Raw genomic sequence first — 18,605 nt, forward strand, 5'->3', positions numbered from 1 at the left:
TAGGCCACGTCCCGCCCGTCGAATACGAAGCCAACCACTACAAGCAATCCACGAAACCCCAGGTCACAACCACAACCTGAGATCTCTACCGAACCAGGGGAGGTTCATTCAGACCAAGGAGTACGCCTACCAAGCGATCGTGGGCATGCAGCCCGAGCTCAAGCCGGCAGAAGTTCGCGGCCTGGTTGACGTCCGCATGGACTGTCAGCAGAAGGTCTTCGGTGATGGCGGTGAGCTCCACCGGTTGCAAGTTCTACTCGAACAGGGCGCGCTTCGCCGCAAAGTGGGCAGCGACGAGCAGGTGCGACGCGGTCAGCTCGAACGTCTCCTTGACGCCTCGGCGCAGGACAAGATCTGCATCCGCGTGCTCCCGGACAGCGTCGGCAGCCACCCCGGGCTGGCCGGCCCGTTTGTACTCATGGGCTTTCACGAGGCCGCGCGAGACGTTGTTTGGTGCGAGCTTGCGAAGCGGTCGGTGTATTTCGACCAGGCAGGGGACGTGGACTACTACGCCGAGGTGTACACCGATCTGTGGGAGCGGGCCCTCAATCCCGCTGACACACGCGTCCTCATCAAAGAAATGATCAAGGAGAAGCAGTGAGCAACAGGCAAGCCCGACCCCTCCGAGTTTGACCTGTCGGACATCGAGTGGACAGTCTCCTCGCACAGCGGGGGCGGGGGCGACTGCGTCAGGGTCGGTGTGAAGGACGGCTTCGTCCTGGTGGGTGACTCGAAGAACCCCGACCGCCTGCCGCACGTCTACACGCCTGGCGAGATGAAGGCGTGGCTGCTGGGTGCAAAGGACGGTGAGTTCGACTTCCTGCTGGGCCTCTAGAGACCCACGGTTTCGGCGCCGATCGCCGACCAAAGTAGCGGGCCAGGGCCCGTCGTTACGTCTACAGGTCCGCGCACTGCTGGCTGGCCACCCCTAGCCTCAATACCGGTGACTTAGCTTAGGCATCCTCCCAGAGACCACGATCGAGCCCGACCACGGAGACGACCCGCCGCTTCGTGCAGCACCCGTCCGCTGACGTTGCCGTCAACTACTGCCGACAGACACCACAGTGGCCCCACCGGAATGCATCCAATGGGGCCACTGTAATTGCACGCAATCCATCTGCATGGGTTCCCGAAGGACGGGGCCCGCGGGTCGCCGCCACTTCGCCCAATTGTCAATACCAGACCCCGAACGAGGTCGCCGTGCATGGCAGTCGCAACTTTCGCTATTAAACCGCACTGGGCCTTGGGGTAATCCGGAGCCGTTCAGTCGCGCCGTCGAGAGAACCTCGGAGCAGTCGAGGTGAGTCTACCTGGGACGTCTGGCGTCTTCTTCGTTCCAGATCGAGATCACGTGCCCCTCGCCATACTGCTCGATGACGATTGCTCGGGCTTCGCTCGACGACGAAGCCATCAGCCGCAATTGAATTTCCGGTTGGCCGGCGATCCGAATAAAGCCGACGTACTCGCGCTTCGGCTCTCCTGGCTCGGCGTTCATCATGTCTCCCGTGGCTTATCTGTAGGGATTGAGGCAAATCGCGCTATGGCAGAACGCTCCGATAATAGTCCCCGGGCTTTGCAGAACTCCGCTAATCGCGTCAGGCGACATGGACGAGATGTCGTGAATCCTGACACCAGGAAGATCCCCAAATCGGGCAGCATCGTCAGTGTAAAAGCGGTAACTCGGAGTCATGACACCAGCCGCATTACCATGTATCCCAGTGAGGATATGGATGTCATCCCCACGCTTAAGAGCGCCGTTCACGATGCTGACGAAGCTTTCCTGCGTGATGACTGCGTTTGTGGTAAATACTCTCCCGCCAGCCGCATTGCTGCCATCTCGCCACAACGACGCCGCCCATAGATCGGAATTCCCAGGGACAGGGACCATATCCCTGATACCTCACGGTAGCCCTGTGGCGGGTCTTCCTCTCGCTGGTACTGCTGCCGTTCGTGCTCTGCGTGGGCTATGTGACGCACGGGGTCGTTGCGAACGGCGGCATGCCGCGGCTGGACCGGGCGATGGCGTCGGCCGTTGTCATGGTCGTGTGCTGCTGTATCTCACCCGCTCCGACACCCTGCGGAGCCGTGAGATCTACGCCGACCTGACCGCAGCGCGCTGGGGCGCGGACCCGCACGGCTGGTCCGTCACCGCCATGCCGCATCGGAGTGCGGCGCGCGGCACTCTCGACTCGTTCCTCGAACTGTGGCGCACACAACCGCGTTGGGGCCTGCGTCAGGGAGCACTCGCTGACCCCGCGCCGCTGTTCCGTATCGTCGTCCTGCCCCTCTTCCTTCTCGGCACCGTGCCAGTAGGTCAGGGTGATGTCACGGTTGGCGATGTGGGCGAGCTCGTGCAGCAGCACAGCCTGGAACCGATTTGGATCGCTGCAGCGGACGGCGAGCAGGCCGCCGTGAAGACAGACGACAGGATGGCGGGTGCGGCCGAACACCACTGCGCTGACGGAGGTGGCCGCGGGGTCGATCACCACCCGGGGCAGTGAAGCTTAGCTAGGTCCTGTCCGGCGGATCATGTGGCTGTCGGAATCTGGCGAATGCCGAGTGGGTCCGGCTGGAGCCGCACTTGCCGGTGTCGGGGCAGCGCGGCGGACGGTGGAACGACCACCGCAGGGTGATCAACGGAGTCTTGGTCCGGGTCCGGACGGGCATACCGTGGCGTGACCTTCCCGAGCGTTCCGGCAGATGGAAGACCGTCGATGAGCGCCACCGGCGCCGGTCGGCGGAGGGCACGTGGGACCGGATCCTGCGCGCTGTTCCAGGCCACGTCGACCTCGCGGGCCGGGTCGACCGGAGCATGGTCAGCGTCGACTCGACCTCCTGCCGCTCCCATCAGCACGCGGCCGGCGCCCGGAAGAAGGAGCCACGCATGCGCCGGGATCGCGGCGGGCTCAGGACGCGTCCCGATGAACGCCTGCCACCTTCCCGCCCCGCTCCCCGTGGCCCTTGCCGAACTCATTGACAGCGGACTGCCCCCCTGCCACTGTCTCGTCTGACAGCGGCAGTTCCCAGCGAGAGCCCCGAGGGGACCGCCCGCTCGATCCTCCCCCCACCCGCGTCTCCCTCGCGGTAGAGCCAACGCTGATGTGGGAGCGCTCCCAGAGAGGCTGCACTCATGGGAAAGATGATGCGTACGCTCGTCGCGTCGGCAATCGCGTGCCTGCTCCTGCCCCTTGGCACCGGGCGGGCCGACGCCGGCGCCCTGGCCGATCCGATCGGCATGACCAGCGGGTTCTACGCGGACCCGAACTCGACTCCGGCCGCATGGGCGGCGGCGAACCCCGGCGACGGACGGGCGTCGGCGATCCGGGACAACATCGCCGCGCGTCCCATGGCCCGGTGGTTCGGTTCCTGGAGCGGTGACATCGGGGCCGCGGTGGGCTCCTACGTGAGAGCCGCGGACGCCGCGGACAAGCTTCCCGTCCTGATCGCCTACAACATCCCAGGCCGCGACGCCTGTGGCGGCCATTCCGGCGGCGGGGCGGGTTCTCCGGCGGCCTACCGCACCTGGATATCCGCCTTCGCCTCGGCCATCGGCGGGCGACCGGCGCTGGTGGTGATCGAGCCCGACTCCCTCGGTGATTACAGCTGTCTGTCCCAGCAGCAGATCGATGAGCGCAACGCCATGCTCCGAGACGCCCTCGCGCAGTTCTCCGCGCACGCGCCCAACACGTGGACGTACCTGGACGCCGGAAACCCCGCCTGGATCGACGCGGCCACCATGGCCCGGCATCTCGACGGCGCCGGGGCCCGACAGGCGCACGGCTTCTCGTCGAACATCTCCAACTACTACGGCACCAGCCGGAACATCAGCTACGGCAACGCCATCAACTCGGTACTGTCGGCGTCCTACGGTTACACGAAGCCCTTCGTCATCGACACCAGCCGCAACGGCAACGATTCCAACGGCGAGTGGTGCAACCCCGCCGGGCGGAGGATCGGGGCCGTCAGCCAGACGGGCGGCGGAGCCGAGATGCTGCTGTGGCTGAAGACCCCCGGCGAGTCCGACGGCAACTGCGGAGTCGGCGCCGGCTCCGTGGCCGGTCAGTTTCTCCCGGAAGTCGCGTACAAGATGATCTACGGATACTGAGACCGGCCGATTCGCCGCCCGCCGGGCCGCACCGCCTCGTACGCACCGCGCGGCGCCGTACGCCACGCCTGCGGATCGGCGATCGCCTGGGCGACGTTCCCGGTTCCGGCGGCGCGGATCCGACGGCGGTGGCCGGCGGCGGGCGGGTGCGGTTGACGGCCTCCATGAACGCGGTCGTCCCTGTGCCGCGGTGCTCGACCGCCTCGCCCAGCACGGCCCGGTCAAGCAGCCCGGCGTGCTGTTCGGCCAGCAGGTCGGCGACCTGGACAACAGACCGAGCACGGCGGCCGGCGCGGCCGCGGACCCCGTAACGGCGGCGGCCTCGCGGACGGCGGGCGGGGCGGGGCAGGGTGGCCTGGGTTCGGAGCATCGTGCGGGGTCCTGCCTGGTCGTTCGTACGGCAGTCCGGGCCGGGCTGGTGGGGGTTCGGTGCTCTGGCGGGGCAGGGTATCCGCTGACGGAGGTTCCGAAACGTCCGCGGTTGACGGACAGGACGTCCGCTCGGTGATACTGGCCGGGTGACAGACGCACTCGAAGAGCCTCGGCGCGTCCCCGGCGAGGTGCGCGGCTACCTGGACGAACTCGTCCGGCGTACGGGGGCGGTGTGCGGACCCCGGCTCGTCAGCGTCACCGCGGTCGGGTCGCTGGCGCTCGGAGACTACCGGCACGGACGCAGCGACGTCGACGTCACCGTCGTGGTCGACCCGTCGCTGCCGCAGGAGGCACTGCACGACCTGGCGCGGACCCTGACGCACCCGGAGCTGCCCTGCCCCGCCGCAGGACTGGAACTGGTGGTCTACGCGGCGGATTTCGCCGCCCGGCCCTCGGGTGAGGCCGGATACCTGCTCGACCTCAACACCGGCGCGCTGCTTTCCCCCAAGACGTCCTTCGACGCCACGGAGTCCCCCACGTTCTGGTACGTCATCGACCGTTCCGTCGCCCATCAGCGGGGCCTCACCCTGTCCGGCCGGCCCGCGCGGGAGACGATCGCCGCGCCGGACCAGCCGGAACTGCTCACGGCGATCCGCGCCTCCCTGCGGGAGCACAGCGACGGCGAGGGCCACCTCGCGGACAACCGCGTCCTCAACGGCTGCCGCTCGGTGGTGTACTGCCGTACGGGCCAGTGGCTGGCCAAGCGCGCGGCGGCGCACCGGATCGCCGCGGACGAGGCGGACTTCGGGCCGCTGCTGGAGGCCGCGGTCCGCAGTTTCGAGCGACCGCGCGCTGACGCGGAGCCGCTGCCCGCGGGCGAGGTCCGGTCCTTCCTAGGCTGGGCACGTGAACGCGTCGACGAGACCGCCCGCGCCGCGCGGGCCTGAGTGACATGCTCGGCGGGCTCGGGCGTCCGCCCCGGCCCGCCGAGGCCCGGTCCCGGCACCGGTAGAGGCGTCCGGCCCGCCTCACGGGCCGGAGGCGGCGGACCTACGGCGAGGTCTGGGTCCCGTTCCAGGGTTCTACGGGGCCGGCAGGGGCGGGTGGAGGGCCAGCACGGACGGGGTCGTGTCGGGGGCGGCCAGGCGCAGCAGGCCGTAGCCGATTCCGGCGACCCCGACCATCAGGGAGGGGCTGTGCACTCCGTCCGGCATGCCGCACACCCAGCCCCGTTCCTCCAGGGCGTCCAGGGTCGCGGCGGCCTGCCGCAGCGCCGTGTTCCGCGCGGTGCCGCCCGCCAGCAGCAGCGCCTCCAGATTGCCCAGGTCGCCGTGGCACAGGGAGAAGTTGTGCCCGAAGCCGGCGCGGGCCACCGTGGCCAGGGCCACGGTGTGTTCTTCCCGCAGCCGCGGGTGGTCCAGCCGGCCGCGCAGTTCCCCGCGGGCCAGCGCGATACCCGCGGCTCCGTGGCACCACAGCACGGGGTAGGACGGCGCGTGCGGTGAGCCGTCCTGGCGCACATCGCGCCAGTTGGCGGCGTCCGCGTCGAAGAGCGTGTGCTCGTAGTCCAGTGCGGCCCGTGCGAGAGCGGGCAGCCGCTCGTCGCCGAGCAGGGTCCCCGCCCGGGTGAGTGCCCAGGCGATGCCCGAGGCGCCATGGGCGAATCCGGCCAGGGGGCGTCCGGCCGTATCGGCGAGCGACCGGGGCAGCCAGCCGGTCCCGCCGCCCGGCTGGAGCCTGGCCTGGTCCACGAGCCGGTCGGCGCAGCGCGCGAGGGCGTCGGTCACGGCGGCGGCGGGGCGTACCGCGGCCCAGGCCGCCAGTCCGGCGATGGTGCCCGCGCAGCCGTCGATGAGGTCGAAAGAGGTGTCGTCCCCCGCGGTTGCGGCGGCTCGGGCTACGAGGGTGGCGGCGAGGGCGTCCAGTTCGGTGTCGGGGCAGTGGGCGGACAGGTGGGCGAGGGCGTAGAGGATGCCGCCGGTGCCGGTCAGGCCGCCGGTGAGCCGGTCGGCGCGGCGCCGGATCTGCAGACGGAGGGTGACGCCGGCGGCCTGGGCGGCGCTGTGGTGTGCCGCGTCGCCGGTGAGGCGGGCGAGGTGGTGGAGGAAGAAGGTGATGCCGGCGGTGCCGCTGTAGAGGTCCGGGCCGAGTTCTGCCGGGGCCCACCGGCCTGGTGGCGTCCAGTTGGGGCCGATCCAGGCCAGGTCGGCCGGTCCGCGGTGCGCCTGCCGCAGCAGGTGGTCGGCTGCCTGGGCGGCCGCGGCCAGGGCGCGGGTGCGGAGCGCGGCGTGGTCCGGGGCGGTGGGGGACGGGCGGAGGGTGCGGGCGGCCGGGGGGTGACGGGGTTCGCTCGTGCCGGCGGCGGTGGTCACCGACAGGCGCAGCAACTGGCGCTGGCGGGCCAGGTCGTGGGGGCCGAGGGCATGGAGTTTGTCCAGCGCGGCGTCGAGTGCGGGCCGCTCGGTGACCTCGGGGATGAGGGCGCCGGTGGAGGCGTGGGCATCGACGCTGTCGGGGCGCACGGTGAACAGAGGGATGTCGTTGTTCCACAGGTCGGCGCGTTCATGGACGAGGAACGCCTCGGCGCTGTCCTCCCAGGCCGCCAGGGCCCACATCCGGTCCAGGTGGCGGTCCTGGTCAAGGGCGTCGCGCAGCAGGTCGGGGTGGTGGGCGGCGGCGAGCAGGCTGCGGTATTCGAGGGTGTCGCGGAGCAGCAGCCGGGTGTGGTCGGTGGCGAAGGCCCGCAGCAGGCGGCGTACGTGGCGCTTGTCGCGGGCCAGGAGGGTGTAGGCCTCGGTGAACCCGGCGTCCAGGTCGTCGGCGAAGTCGGCCAGGCACAGCGGCTGTTCGGGTGGGACGGGGCGGCTGGCGGCGGCCTTGAGGGCCATCGGCCGGTAGACGATGTGCATCCGGTCGGTGCCGTCCTCGGCGACCAGGGGGACGGGGCGGGGTGGCAGCAGGGCGGGATCCCAGCCCAGGGCCGAGACATCGGCGCCGCCGTTGCCGTCCTCGTCCCACATGCGCTGGGGCAGCAGGCCCGAGCGCAGGACCGAGTGGGCGGCGTCGTGGCGTGCCAGGCGCTCGGAAGGGGAGAGGCTTTTGGCGGGTTCGCGCAGGTCGGGGTGGAACAACGCCTCCAGGTCGACCAGGACGGGCTGGTCGCCGACGGCGATGAGGTTCTGCGCGTGGCAGTCGACGGCCTCCAGCACGTACAGCAGTGCTGCCAGCACGCCGGCGCGGTGGTAGAAGTCGCGCAGCTCGGCGTGGGTGCGACAGGGCCGGGCCGCCACGTGGGCCATCCAGCCGTAGCCGTCGCCGGGAAGGTGGGCCACCTCCAGCAGCGGCAGGCGCAGCCGCGGGTTGAGCCAGCGCACCAGGTCCTGGAAGTGCTGGTCGACATCGGTCGGGCGGGGCTTGTAGACGAGGTGGGTGCCGCCGTGGAAGCGCAGGGCGGTGACCGTGGCGCCGCCGCGGTGGGCGTCGCCCAGGCCGTTGCGGATCTCGACAAGAGGGCCGAGCGGGGTGCCCGCGGCGAAGGTGCGGGAGAGGGCGGGCAGGTCGGCGGCCAGGCGGCGCACAAGTGTGAGGTGGGTGTCGGTCCACTGGCCGGCCGCCACCGTCAGCCGGCGGGCCAGCACCGGGTATTCGGCCAGCAGCCGCAGCGCCTGGGTCGGGTCGGCCAGACGGCGCAGAAAGTCGCGGTAGCGGTCCTGGGGCGTGGCGCCGGTCAACTGGCCGGTGAGCCGGGCGGCGTGCAGCTCCACGATCACGGTGCGTACCGCCATCGCGTGTGCGGAGGCGGTCAGGGACGGCACCAGGTGGGCGGTGATCTCCTCAGGGGTGCCCAGCGGGGTCGGCCCCAGGTCCGCGATGCCCTGCCGGAGCCTGTCGCGGGCGGCGGCCAGCAGCGGGGCGGCCACGGTGGCGAAGGCGTCTCGGCAGGGGATGGCCAACGCGGCGGGCGGGGGGCAGGCGAAGGCCGCGGCCAGGTCCCGTGCCCAGGGTTCGGGCGTGCCGAGCCGGCCGGCCAGCGCGTCGGGAGGCTCGGTCAGCAGCCCGCGCAGCAGGCGGGGGTCCAACGCGTCCGCGGCCAGCCGGCGTTCGAACCAGCCGTCCTGGTCGAAGGGCCGCTGCGCCCGCCAGCGTGCCAGCGTGCGGTCGGCGCGCGGGCCGAGGGAAGGATCGGTGACCGAAGCCCGGCCTCTGCGGTTGACCGGCACGGCACGGGCGGCGGCCAGGCGCAGCGGGGACGTGCCCAAGGGCAGCGCGGATGCGTCCATGGACGGCTGGGACGCGTCCACCACGGCAGGCCCCCGGATACGTGTCTACGCCGGACGCCGCACCCCGGGCGGGGTGCGGCCTGTGTGACGGTGTGTCAGAAGGAACACATCTGCGCGCAGCTGGAGTACGTCTCACAGGTGTTGGCCGCCTGCGCGGCGGACACGTAGACCTCACCGGCCGGGTCACCTGCCGGGTGGGACTGGAGTTCCCGCGCGAGCCCCAGCCGGAAGTCCTCGTCCTTGAGTGCACGGACCTGCTCTGCCGTGGTCAGCACGGCGCCTCCCCGAATCGGTTCGTATCTCGCATGGTCGATCGGACGGCTCATCATGACAGCGGGGGACGGCACCACACCAGAGTCCGGATCGCCGTAACAGCTCAGGGGCCGTCCTCGGATGGCGCCTGACGCGCTTTCCGGGAGTGCTCCGGGAGCGAGAGCGGGAGCACGGGGCGTCCCCACTCGCTCCCAGCCCGCCGGGAGTTGGCGGCGACGTCAATCCGTGGAGGACCGGGCGACGACACGGGCGAGGACGAGCGCTACGAGAGTCAGACCGCCGAGGGCCGCCGCCGTGCCCGCGAAGCCGCCGAGGGCCAGACCCGCCCCGCCGAGTCCCGCGCCACAGAAGACACCGAAGCTCATTCCGGCGGCATTGACACTCAGGGCGGTGCCCCGCAGGGAGCCGCAGCGCCGTACGAGCAGGGTGGTGACACAGGCCGCGACCGTCGCGTGCGCGGCGCCGACGAGCGCCGTCAGCGGCAGGGACAGCCAGAGCGACCGGGTGAAGAAGACACCCACCAGTGCGGCCAGCGCCACCACCAGTGCGAGCGTCATCAGGCGTTCCCCTGAGATTCTCGCCCGTTCGGCGCTCAGCAGCCGGCCGGCGAAGAGGTTCCCGAGGAAGAACGACGTGCCGCTGAGCGTCCACACCATCGCGAACGGCCCTGGTGCGAGCCCGAACCGCTCGTCGTAGAAGGCGGCGAGATAGGCGAGGTACCCCATGAACGCGGCCGTGCGCAGCATGGCGACCAGGACCAGCGGCAGCACGCCGGGCAGGGTCCCCAGAAGCCGGAACGACTCCACGTAGCCGGGTTGTCCGGCCTTGCCGGCGGCCTCCGCCTCCGCACCGGGCCCGGCCTTCCGGCGGCCACGCAGCAGGAAATACAGGGCGAGTACGGAACAGAGCGCGGCGATGGCCCACAGGTCGCCCCGCCAGCCCCACACCAGGGCGGGAAGCGCCACAAGCGGCGCCGCGAGGAGCGCGGTCAGCGACTGTGTGGCCGTGATGAGGGTGGCCGCGCGGCCCGCGGCGGCGTCGTTGTCGAAACGGTCGGCCGCGGCCGCGGTCAGCGCCGGGTTGAGGACGGCCGTACCGGCGCCGACGAGCAGACAGAAGGCGGCCAGCAGGAGAAAGTCGCCGCTCGCGCCGAGTGCCGCCGAGGCCGCGAGCACGGCCAAGCCGGCCGCGGCCGCCCACTCCCTGCGTACCCGGTCGATCAGTGGCGCCAGCGCGCTGCCCACGGCGAGGGCGGCCAGGCCGCCGAGGCCGCGCAGCTGCCCGAGGGCGGCGACGCCGCCCCCCGACTCGTCGGCGATGGGAACGAGGAAGGTGCTGTAGACGGTGAAGGGCACCAGACCCGCGGCGGAGGCCAGCATGAACGGCCACAGGAGACGGGTCATCCGCAGGTCACCGGGCACGGTCGCCGCGGAGTCCGGGCTCGCGGCCCCCGCCGTCCGCGGCTGCCCGGTGGCCTGCGCTGACGTTGCGGGGGCGTTCGTCTCGCCGCTCATGCCCGCTCCACCCGGTACCGGTACAGCGCGGTCGCGTCGGCACTGAACTGGGAGAAGGGGAAGGGTTCGGCGGAGAGCGCGGTCACGCCGGAGCCGAGGAAGGCGCGGGCGACGGCGCTGCCGGTCTGGGCGTAGACCACCAGGGGGAGCGCGTGCTTGCGGCAGTGTCCGAGGATCCGGTCGAAGCTGCCGTTGCCGAGGGTCATGCCGGTGGCGACCACGGCGTCCGCGGTGTCCAGGACGTGATCCATGTCGTCGGTGACGGGGTCGCCCCAGTGGGTGGCGCGCAGGTTGAAGTCACACGGCAGCGGGACGCCGCCCCGCTCGCGTATCGCCGCGATGAGCGGGTTGACGACCCCGATGAGCGCCACCTTCGCTCCCGGGGTGATGTCGAGGAGCCCGGCGACGGCGGCGTCCCTGGCCCGCGCCCGCCGCTCGGGTGTGCCGGTGGGCAGGGTGACGGTTTCGGCGTCCGTCGCGTCGCGGTGAGGCTGTACGCGGCCGAGGTAGGCGTCGAGCGCGGCGATGCGCACGGGTGCCGATGCGTGGCGGATGAGGGTGTCGAGGGTGTGTCCGGAGGCGTCGGCGCAGAAGTCCGGGGCGAGTTCGCCGACTTCGAAGGAGCAGGCGCCGAAGGCGTCCCCGGTGCGGAGCAGCAGGTAGTGGTTGCGGTAGGTGGCCCGGCTGTCGGCGAGGCGGGTGGTGTGGTGGAGCCAGAAGGCGCTGGTGACGGTCAGTTCGCCGGGGGGCGGCCCGAAGGCGCCTTCCAGGACGGCCTGCTGGAGTTCCGGTACGGACTGCGGCTGTGCGGGAGACATGTCGGTTCTTTCTCGGGTGTGTACGGGCACGGGTGTGTACGGGCACGGGTGTGTACGGACACGGGTGTGCGGGGCACCGGGAGTGCCGCACGGGTGTGGCACGGGGGAGGCGGTGGGGTACTAGTAGGGCTTGGTTGCCAGGACGGGGGCGCCACGCGGCGGCGAGCTGCCGGCGGGTGGCCAGTCCATGGCGGACCACGGGTGTCTGAGCTCGTCCCGCGTCGCCGCCTCATGGGGCCGCATGGCGCCGAGGCCCCTGGCCTTTGAGTGGTTGACGTAGGCGCTGTCGACGTAGCGGTGTCCGGTGTCGGCGGCGAGGAAGACGTACCTGCGGTCGGTGTCGCGTTCGCGCTCCCAGAGGGTGGCGAGATACGCGGCGCCCGCCGACAGGCCGGCGAAGATTCCGCTGGCCCGCAGGAGTTCGACGGCGCCCGACATGGCGTAGTCGAAGTTGACCCAGTGGACGCGGTCGTACAGGTCGTGCCGGACGTTCTGGAACGGGATGGAGCTGCCGATACCGGCGATGATCATGTCCGGGTCGGAGACGTGCTCGGCGCCGAAGGTGACGCTGCCGAACGGCTGTACTCCGACGAGCGTGACGTCCCGGCCCGCCTCGCGCAGGTAGGTGGCGATGGCGCCGGTGGACGCGCCGGTGCCCACGCCTCCGACGAGCGACAGGGGGCCTTCGGGGACCTCCGTGCGGATCAGTTCGGCGATGTCGCGGTAGCCGAGGTAGTGGATCGAGTCGTGGTACTGCCGCATCCAGTGGAAGTGCGGGTTCTCACGCAGCAGTTGGCCGATCCGCTCGACGCGGAGGTTCTGGTCCAGTCGCAGGTTCCTGGAGGGCCGGACCTGCTCCAACGTGGCGCCGAGGATCTCCAGTTGCACGCGGAGCGTGCGGTCCACCGTGGTGGACCCCACGATGTGGCAGTTCAGGCCGTACCGGTGGCAGGCCAGGGCGAGCGCGTGGGCGTAGATGCCGCTGGAGCTGTCGACGAGGGTGTCACCGGGCTTGACCTGCCCGGTCTCCAGCAGGTGGCGTACCGCGCCGAGCGCCGAGTACAGCTTCATGGTCTCGAAGCGCAGACAGATCGCCCCCGGCGGGACGGTCACCACATCCGGTTCCTTGACGGCTTCGGCTATGTGCTCGTGCATGTTCTCGTCCTCCCCGTCAGACGGCGTCGTGCCGGATGAGCTTGAACAGGTACGCCTGGCAGTCGTCGCCCTCCCAGGTCTGGCGGTGCAGCACGAGGGGGCGGAACCCGGCGTCGATGCCGTGGCCGACGATCCGCTTGAGCTCGGCGGTGTTGGACACGATCAGGTAGATCTCACCGTCCGGTGCGAGCAGGTCACGGGTGACGATCTGGTCGAAGAAGCGCAGGACGACCCCGGCGCCGACACAGACGTTCCGCACGACCGTCGGGTCGTCGCTCGTCCTCGCGCTGACCGCCGGCGGGTTGAAGGTGATGACGTCCAGCCGGGCGGAGCCCTCGAACCCCTCGAAGAGGTTGGACACCAGTGGACGGAAGAAGGTCTCCGGCCGGTCGCCGACGATGCGCGCGTAGTGCTCGGCGGCTGTGGCCACGCTGTCCGGGTGGACGTCGGCCGCGTAGATCTCCCGCGCCCCCAAGGTGCCGGCGATCACGGCCTCGACACCGAGGCCCGCGCCCATCGCCGCGTACGAGCGGCCCTTGACGGGGATCGTGCCGTCCAGCAAACGGTCGTGGACGATGCGGCTGGTGTCGCCCGGCTTGAAGACCCCCGGCGGCAGCGTGAACGTCCAGCCGTTGTAGTCGTACGTCCGCGTGGTGTGGATATCGGACGGGGAGCTGTTGATCGCCAGGATCTCGTCCCGGGGCAGCGTGTGGGGCAGCGAGTCCAGCAGGGCACGGGCGTCGTCCTGGGACGCGGCGGCGCCGGCCGCGGTCCGGTCGGTCATGGGTCCTCCATGGTCGGATGGGAAGGGGTAAGCCGGTGTGATCAGGACCCGGGTACGGTCGGCGCGGCCAGATCCATGACCGCCCGTTCCGTACCGAGGTCCATGGCGCCGACGAGCCGCCGGGTGAGCGCGGCCCGGGGCGCGCGGAGCACCTCGTCGGGTGTGCCGGTCTCGACGACGTGCCCGTTGTCGATGACGACGACGTGATGGGCGACGGCGGCGAGGAGTTCGAGGTCGTGGCCGACCCAGAGAAGCGCGGTGCCGTGCTCCGCGCGCAGCCGGGCGAGTTCGGCGAGGACCGCGTCGGTGGCGGCAGGGTCCAGGGCCGTGGTGATCTCGTCGCAGACCAGGACCTCGGGCACCGCGATGACCGCCCGTGCCAGGGCCGCCCGTTGCAGCTCGCCGCCGGACAGGCCGACGGGCCGCCGCGCGGCGGTGCCCTCGTCCAGTCCCAGTCGGCCCAGCAGCCGCAGAGCCTCAACCCGCGCGTCGCCGGGCGCGAGACCGCGCAGACGCACGGCGGTACGGGACACCTGCTCGGCGATCGTGTGCCGCTCGTCGAACGAACCGCGCACTTCCTGCCATACGTACTGCACGCGCCGCTTCTGCTCGCGAGTGCGTCGCCGCAGGACGGGCAGGGCCACACCGTTCAGGAGTACCTGCCCGCGGTGACGTTCGTGGAGGCCGGCGACGCAGCGCGCCAGCGTTGTCTTTCCGCTTCCGGACGGTCCGACGACGCCGACGCAGGCCCCGGCCGGCAGCCGCAGGTCCACCGAGTGCAGGACCGGGCCGCGGGCGCGGGCGCGCAGGTGTGCCGAGAGCGCCCGCACCTCCAGCACGGGAGGCCGGTCGGCTTCGGTGGGCTCGTGGCGCAGGGTGCCCGGGCGGGACCGGGCGGGCACCGCCTCGGCAGGAGTACCCGAGGCCGTCACCCGGCCGCGACGCATCACGACCACGTGGTGGGCGAGGGCCCGCACCACATCGAGGTCATGGCTGAGCAGCAGGATCCCGAGTCCCCGGCCGGCCAGCGAGGCCAGCTCGGCCGCCAGCCGCATGCGTGCCACGGTGTCCAGACCGGTGCTGGGCTCGTCCAGGACGAGGACCCGGGGCCGGCACACCAGGGTCTGGGCGAGCGCGACGCGCTGGCGCTGGCCGCCGGAGAACTGGTGCGGGAAGCGCCGCTCGACATCACGCCCCGGGGGAAGCTGGGCGGCCTGGAGCGCCTCGGCCACTACCGCCGGAGGCGCGGCCTCGGGGTGGTGCAGCCGGGCCAGCTCGCCGAGGACGGCACCGGTGCGGCGGGCCGGATTCAGCGCGCTGCCGGGGTGCTGCGGCAGGTACGCCACGACGCGTCCGGGAACCGAGGCCGAATGGGCGGTCGGTCCCCGCTCGTCCACGACGGTGACGCCCCCGACGGCGACGTGGCCGCTCAGCCGTACGCCCGGTCCCGCCTCGCCCAGGAGCGACAGGGCGGCGGTCGTCTTGCCGCTGCCCGAGGGACCGACGAGCGCGGTGACGCGCCCCTCGTACAGGTCGAAATCGACCGCGTCCAGGAGCACCGAGTCCCCGGCGTACGCGGTCAGTCCGCGGGCGGTTACGAGCACGGTCATCGGACCGCCTCCTGGGTGCGGTGCCGGGAGCGGGCCAGCAAGCGGTCGGTGAACAGATTGAGTCCCACGGTGAACGTGACGAGCATCGCGGCCGGTGCCAGCACCGCCCACGGCTGAAGCAGCAGGCCCTCACGACCGCGCGCGATGCTCACCGCCCAGTCGGGCGCCGTCGGATCCAGTCCCAGGCCGAGGAAGTTCGCCGAACCGACCAGGAAGACCGCGAGCGTGATCCGGGTACCGAGGTCGGCCGCGACCGGGCCGAGTGCCGAACGCGCGACGAGACCGCACTGGACAGCGACCCATGACTCGCCCCGCAGCCGCAGCGCCTCGGCGACGGGACTGCTCGCCGCGTCCAGCGCGGCCGCCCTCACCAGCCGGGCCACCGGCGGGACGTTCACGGCGGCGACCGCGAGCGCGATGGCGACCGGGGAGCCGCGCCAGCCCACCGCGACCACGCTGATCACCAGGAGGGTGGGCAGGGGAAGCAACACGTCCAGGGGCCGGATGAGCAGCTCGTCCACCCACCGTCGGCGAGCCGACGCCGCCAGCAGTCCGGCCAGCCCACCCGCCAGGTAGGCGAGGGCGACCGCGCCCAGGGCCATGCCCAGCGCGCTGCGCCCACCGTGCAGCAGCAGTGCCAGCACGTCCCGGCCCAGGGCGTCCGTCCCGAGGGGGTGTTCGGCGCCGCGCGCGGCATACGGCCCGGCCGGCCCGGCGCCGGGAGTCCCGGCGAACAGTGGCCCCAGCACGGCCACCCCCAGTGGCAGGGCGGCAAGGAAGGCACCGGCGGGCACGCGCGGGGCGCCGAGAGCCGCGGGCCGCTTCAGCGGCTTCATCGGAGGACCTCCGTCCGTGGTACGAGGCGATGACACAGCAGGTCCGCCGCGAGACTGAACAGCAGTGCCGCGACCGCGACCACCAGGGCGAGGCCCTGCACGGTGGGCACGTCCCGTGCCTCGACCGCGCGCACGAGGGCGGTGGCCACGCCCGGAACGGCGAAGACGGCCTCGACGATCAGGACGCCGCCGACGAGGTTGTCACCCACCCGCGCCAGCTCCTGGATGCCGGGAACCGCCGCGTTGGGCAGGACGTGGCGCAGCATCAGCGTCCGGCGCGGCACACCCAGGCGCCGGGCCTGGGCGATGTATCCCGCGCCGAGCACGGAGACCACGCCCGCGCGCACCTGACGGGACAGCAGGCACACCACACGGGCGGCCACCACCGTGACCGGCAGGACCAGCAGAGCGGGCTCGGCGAGCAGGTCGGCCGCCTCGACACCCACCCAGGTGGCGGGGAGCAGACCGAGCTTGAGGGACAGTCCGGCGACGAGCAGCAGCGCCAGCACGAAGTCCGGTACGGCGTTCAGCGCCAGGGTGACGGAGGTGACCGCCCGGTCCAGGCGGGCGCCCTCGCGCAGACCGGACGCGACGCCGAGCAGCACGGCGAGCGGCAGCACCACGGCGAGCGTCACCGCACCGAGCAGCAGTGTGGTGCCGACCGTGCCGGCGAGGATGCCGACCACCGGCCCGCCGCTGACCAGGGAGATGCCGAGGTCGCCGGTCAGCAACCCCGCCGCCCAGCCGGTGAACCGCTCCACCGCCGGGAGGTCCAGGCCGAGTTGCTCGCGCAGCGCCGCCACCTGGGCGTCGGTGGCGTCCTCGTCGTTGCGGACGTCGGCGGCGTCGCCCGGAAGGAGGGCGGTCAGGACGAAGACCAGCACCGCGAGCAGCGCGAGCTGGGCGACACCGAGGGCGAGCCGCTGCAGTGCGTACCCGCGCATCCTCAGGCCAGCCAGACCTTGTCGAAGCGGGCCGAGTGCAGAGTGTTGGGCGGGGCCGCCTCCATGCCGCGGACCCGGGACGAGACGGCGTTGAGCCAGTCCGGGTGCCCCCAGACGAGCAGCCCGCCCTCGTCGTGCACGGTGCGCTGCAACCGACCGTACAGCTCGGTGCGTTCGGCCTCGTCCGTGGTGGACCGCGCCTTCGCGAAGGTCGCGTCGAAGTCCTCGCGGCGCCAGGCGGAGGCGTTGAACGCGGAGGTACTGAGGAGCCGGTCGTTGATGTAGTTGGGGATCGTCATCGCGCCCGAGCGGTGACTGCCCATGACGCCATGGGTGAGCTGATCCTTGAAGTAGGTCTCCGACGAGCCGGTGGTGATCTTCACCCGCAGGCCGGCATCGGCTGCCTGCTCGGCGAAGAGCGTCGCGGCCTCGACGAAGCCGTTGGCGACGGAGGAGGTGTAGACGGACAGCGTCTTGTTGAGCGCTCCGGCCCTCTTCAGCAGGGCCCGCGCCTCCTCGACGTCACGCGTACGCTGCGGAATGTCCTCCGGGTAGTACTGGTAGCCCTTGCCGAACATGTCGTTGCCGACCACGCCCTGTCCGGCGAGGACGACCTGGACGAGCTTCTCCCGGTCGGCCAGCAGCTTGAGGGCCAGGGTGACGTCCGGGTTGTCGAAGGGCTCCTGATCGCACTTCATCACGATGGCGTGCGCGGTGCTGCCCTTGGCGGCCAGGATCCGGACCGCGTTGTCGGTCTGGACGGTCCGAGCGAAAGTCGGTGTCATCTCGTGGCCGAACTCGGCCTCGCCGGCCCGCAGGGCGTTGCCACGGGCGTCGGCGTCCGCGGAGAGGATCCGCAGCTCGTCGACGTACGCGCCGCCGTCCCAGTGGTCGTCGAAGCGCTCGGCGACGAAGGAGCGGCCCGCCTGGAAGGACTTCAGCCGGAACCCCCCGGTGCCCACGGGTCCGGCCGGGTCGGCGTACCGGGAGCTGACGACGGCCGTGCCGAGCGTGCCGAGCAGGGCCGGGAACTCGGCCTCGGGCCGCTTGAGCGTGACCTCGACGACGTTCTTGCCCGCGGCGCGGCTCTTCCTGAGGTCGATGACGGACAGCAGGCTCTGCGCGAAGTGGGTGGTCGCCTTCGGGTCGAGGACACGGGCGAAAGTGAAGAGGACATCCTCGGGAGTGAGGGGTTTTCCATCATGGAAAGTCGCGTCGCGGAGGGTGAACCGCCATACGGTGGCGTCGGTGTTGGGCTCCCACTTCTCGGCGAGACGCGGCACGGGCTTCATGCCGGCGTCGAGCTCCACCAGCCGGTCGAACAGCGCCTTGGTGCGGGCCATGTCGATGGCCAGGGCCTCCGCGTGCGGGTCGATGGTCTCCTGCTCGCCGCCGCCGGTGAACAGGGCCCGGAACTCGCCGCCGCGCCGGGGCTCGCCCTTGCCTCCGCCGGCGGACCGCTCACCGCTGCCCGGGCTGCCACCACCGCATGCGGTCAGGGCTATGCCGCCCGTGGCGGCGCCGGTCAGGGCGAGGAACTCTCGACGGTTACGGAAGATCGGCATGTTGCTCCCAGGGCTCACGTGGTGGACCCCGCACCGCAGCCGCGGGACGGCGCGGAGAGGTGCGAGGCCTGAGCAGCATTCAACAGATGAAAATGATTGTCAATTCCGTCTGATGGGTCGATCGGATCACGACTCGCGGCGCTCGGGATCCCAACCCGCCACGCGCCGCGCGCACCCCTGATGACATGCTCTTCAGCACACGGACACACGGACACACGGACAACACAGACATACCGCGGACCGCGTGTGCGGCCGTTCCGCGGACAGAAACGACGGCGAGGACTGATGGCACCCGAACCCGAAGCAGGCGGCGGAGTGTCGGATGCGGCGGACTCCTGGGGCGACAACG

Annotated in this window: 16 protein-coding genes and 1 pseudogene; 5 read left to right on the forward strand and 12 right to left on the reverse strand. The window is 71.4% G+C overall.

The genetic code is table 11. From position 1 onward, the window contains the following. Positions 1-106: 106 nt before the first annotated feature. Both ACFRKB_RS38295 and ACFRKB_RS38300 read left to right on the forward strand, forming a co-directional pair. Entirely contained in the window at positions 107-601 is a 495-nt protein-coding gene (locus tag ACFRKB_RS38295) for a DUF5753 domain-containing protein (protein ID WP_383111221.1), read from the forward strand. Between the two features lie 42 nt (positions 602-643). Then, positions 644-835 (forward strand): DUF397 domain-containing protein, encoded by a 192-nt coding sequence (locus ACFRKB_RS38300; RefSeq protein ID WP_383111222.1) that lies wholly within the window; start codon positions 644-646, stop codon positions 833-835. A 471-nt stretch (positions 836-1,306) separates the two neighbouring features. Here ACFRKB_RS38300 and ACFRKB_RS38305 read toward each other — a convergent pair whose 3' ends face one another. Both ACFRKB_RS38305 and ACFRKB_RS38310 read right to left on the reverse strand, forming a co-directional pair. After that, entirely contained in the window at positions 1,307-1,498 is a 192-nt protein-coding gene (locus tag ACFRKB_RS38305) for a hypothetical protein (protein WP_365977849.1), read from the reverse strand. A 466-nt stretch (positions 1,499-1,964) separates the two neighbouring features. Further along, positions 1,965-2,489 carry a M48 family metalloprotease gene (locus tag ACFRKB_RS38310; RefSeq protein WP_383111208.1) on the reverse strand — a complete coding sequence of 175 codons (525 nt, stop codon included), beginning with the start codon at positions 2,487-2,489 and terminating at the stop codon, positions 1,965-1,967. Positions 2,490-2,515: 26 nt separating this feature from the next. Here ACFRKB_RS38310 and ACFRKB_RS38315 point away from each other — a divergent pair. The 3 genes and pseudogenes from ACFRKB_RS38315 to ACFRKB_RS38325 form a co-directional block, all read left to right on the forward strand. Next, positions 2,516-2,944: pseudogene (locus ACFRKB_RS38315) on the forward strand (IS5 family transposase); the annotation flags it as partial. A gap of 186 nt (positions 2,945-3,130) precedes the next feature. Continuing rightward, positions 3,131-4,105 carry a glycoside hydrolase family 6 protein gene (locus tag ACFRKB_RS38320; protein WP_383111209.1) on the forward strand — a complete coding sequence of 325 codons (975 nt, stop codon included), beginning with the start codon at positions 3,131-3,133 and terminating at the stop codon, positions 4,103-4,105. A gap of 518 nt (positions 4,106-4,623) precedes the next feature. After that, the gene (locus ACFRKB_RS38325) at positions 4,624-5,424 is read left to right on the forward strand and encodes a nucleotidyltransferase domain-containing protein (protein ID WP_383111210.1); all 801 of its coding nucleotides are present in this window, start codon (positions 4,624-4,626) and stop codon (positions 5,422-5,424) included. A 135-nt stretch (positions 5,425-5,559) separates the two neighbouring features. Here the strand turns inward: ACFRKB_RS38325 and ACFRKB_RS38330 are convergent, their stop codons facing one another. The 10 genes from ACFRKB_RS38330 to ACFRKB_RS38375 all read right to left on the reverse strand — a co-directional run bounded on the left by ACFRKB_RS38330 (position 5,560) and on the right by ACFRKB_RS38375 (position 18,256). Then, a complete protein-coding gene (locus ACFRKB_RS38330; protein ID WP_383111211.1) occupies positions 5,560-8,781 on the reverse strand; it encodes a type 2 lanthipeptide synthetase LanM family protein in 3,222 nt (1,073 codons plus the stop codon). 71 nt (positions 8,782-8,852) lie between these two features. Continuing rightward, positions 8,853-9,032 (reverse strand): hypothetical protein, encoded by a 180-nt coding sequence (locus tag ACFRKB_RS38335; RefSeq protein WP_383111212.1) that lies wholly within the window; start codon positions 9,030-9,032, stop codon positions 8,853-8,855. A gap of 216 nt (positions 9,033-9,248) precedes the next feature. Further along, on the reverse strand, positions 9,249-10,544 hold the full coding sequence (locus ACFRKB_RS38340; RefSeq protein WP_383111213.1) for an MFS transporter: 1,296 nt from the start codon (positions 10,542-10,544) through the stop codon (positions 9,249-9,251). Beyond that, on the reverse strand, positions 10,541-11,362 hold the full coding sequence (locus tag ACFRKB_RS38345) for a Rossmann-like domain-containing protein (RefSeq protein WP_383111214.1): 822 nt from the start codon (positions 11,360-11,362) through the stop codon (positions 10,541-10,543). Before ACFRKB_RS38345 ends, ACFRKB_RS38340 begins: the two co-directional genes overlap by 4 nt. 120 nt (positions 11,363-11,482) lie before the next feature. Next, positions 11,483-12,517, reverse strand: coding sequence for a pyridoxal-phosphate dependent enzyme (locus ACFRKB_RS38350; protein ID WP_383111215.1), 1,035 nt, complete (start codon positions 12,515-12,517; stop codon positions 11,483-11,485). A gap of 16 nt (positions 12,518-12,533) precedes the next feature. Beyond that, the gene (locus ACFRKB_RS38355; protein ID WP_383111216.1) at positions 12,534-13,301 is read right to left on the reverse strand and encodes a class I SAM-dependent methyltransferase; all 768 of its coding nucleotides are present in this window, start codon (positions 13,299-13,301) and stop codon (positions 12,534-12,536) included. Between the two features lie 41 nt (positions 13,302-13,342). Beyond that, positions 13,343-14,911: an ABC transporter ATP-binding protein gene (locus ACFRKB_RS38360; protein ID WP_383111217.1), complete on the reverse strand. Its 1,569-nt coding sequence runs from the start codon at positions 14,909-14,911 to the stop codon at positions 13,343-13,345. Next, positions 14,908-15,747 (reverse strand): ABC transporter permease subunit, encoded by an 840-nt coding sequence (locus ACFRKB_RS38365; protein WP_383111218.1) that lies wholly within the window; start codon positions 15,745-15,747, stop codon positions 14,908-14,910. The genes ACFRKB_RS38360 and ACFRKB_RS38365 overlap by 4 nt, the downstream gene beginning before the upstream one ends. Further along, positions 15,744-16,691: an ABC transporter permease gene (locus ACFRKB_RS38370; RefSeq protein ID WP_383111219.1), complete on the reverse strand. Its 948-nt coding sequence runs from the start codon at positions 16,689-16,691 to the stop codon at positions 15,744-15,746. The genes ACFRKB_RS38365 and ACFRKB_RS38370 overlap by 4 nt, the downstream gene beginning before the upstream one ends. A gap of 2 nt (positions 16,692-16,693) precedes the next feature. Beyond that, the gene (locus tag ACFRKB_RS38375; RefSeq protein WP_383111220.1) at positions 16,694-18,256 is read right to left on the reverse strand and encodes an ABC transporter substrate-binding protein; all 1,563 of its coding nucleotides are present in this window, start codon (positions 18,254-18,256) and stop codon (positions 16,694-16,696) included. Between the last annotated feature and the right edge of the window lie 349 nt (positions 18,257-18,605).

Source organism: Streptomyces scopuliridis, from assembly GCF_042790125.1.
GTDB lineage: Bacteria > Actinomycetota > Actinomycetes > Streptomycetales > Streptomycetaceae > Streptomyces > Streptomyces scopuliridis_A.

What these genes read in the sequence shown, in the direction of transcription:
- ACFRKB_RS38305 (WP_365977849.1), bottom strand. Translation starts at nt 1,498, where the DNA reads ATGATGAACGCCGAGCCAGGAGAGCCGAAGCGCGAGTACGTCGGCTTT.
- ACFRKB_RS38320 (WP_383111209.1), top strand. Translation starts at nt 3,131, where the DNA reads ATGGGAAAGATGATGCGTACGCTCGTCGCGTCGGCAATCGCGTGCCTG.
- ACFRKB_RS38340 (WP_383111213.1), bottom strand. Translation starts at nt 10,544, where the DNA reads ATGAGCGGCGAGACGAACGCCCCCGCAACGTCAGCGCAGGCCACCGGG.
- ACFRKB_RS38345 (WP_383111214.1), bottom strand. Translation starts at nt 11,362, where the DNA reads ATGTCTCCCGCACAGCCGCAGTCCGTACCGGAACTCCAGCAGGCCGTC.
- ACFRKB_RS38350 (WP_383111215.1), bottom strand. Translation starts at nt 12,517, where the DNA reads ATGCACGAGCACATAGCCGAAGCCGTCAAGGAACCGGATGTGGTGACC.
- ACFRKB_RS38355 (WP_383111216.1), bottom strand. Translation starts at nt 13,301, where the DNA reads ATGACCGACCGGACCGCGGCCGGCGCCGCCGCGTCCCAGGACGACGCC.
- ACFRKB_RS38360 (WP_383111217.1), bottom strand. Translation starts at nt 14,911, where the DNA reads ATGACCGTGCTCGTAACCGCCCGCGGACTGACCGCGTACGCCGGGGAC.
- ACFRKB_RS38365 (WP_383111218.1), bottom strand. Translation starts at nt 15,747, where the DNA reads ATGAAGCCGCTGAAGCGGCCCGCGGCTCTCGGCGCCCCGCGCGTGCCC.
- ACFRKB_RS38370 (WP_383111219.1), bottom strand. Translation starts at nt 16,691, where the DNA reads ATGCGCGGGTACGCACTGCAGCGGCTCGCCCTCGGTGTCGCCCAGCTC.
- ACFRKB_RS38375 (WP_383111220.1), bottom strand. Translation starts at nt 18,256, where the DNA reads ATGCCGATCTTCCGTAACCGTCGAGAGTTCCTCGCCCTGACCGGCGCC.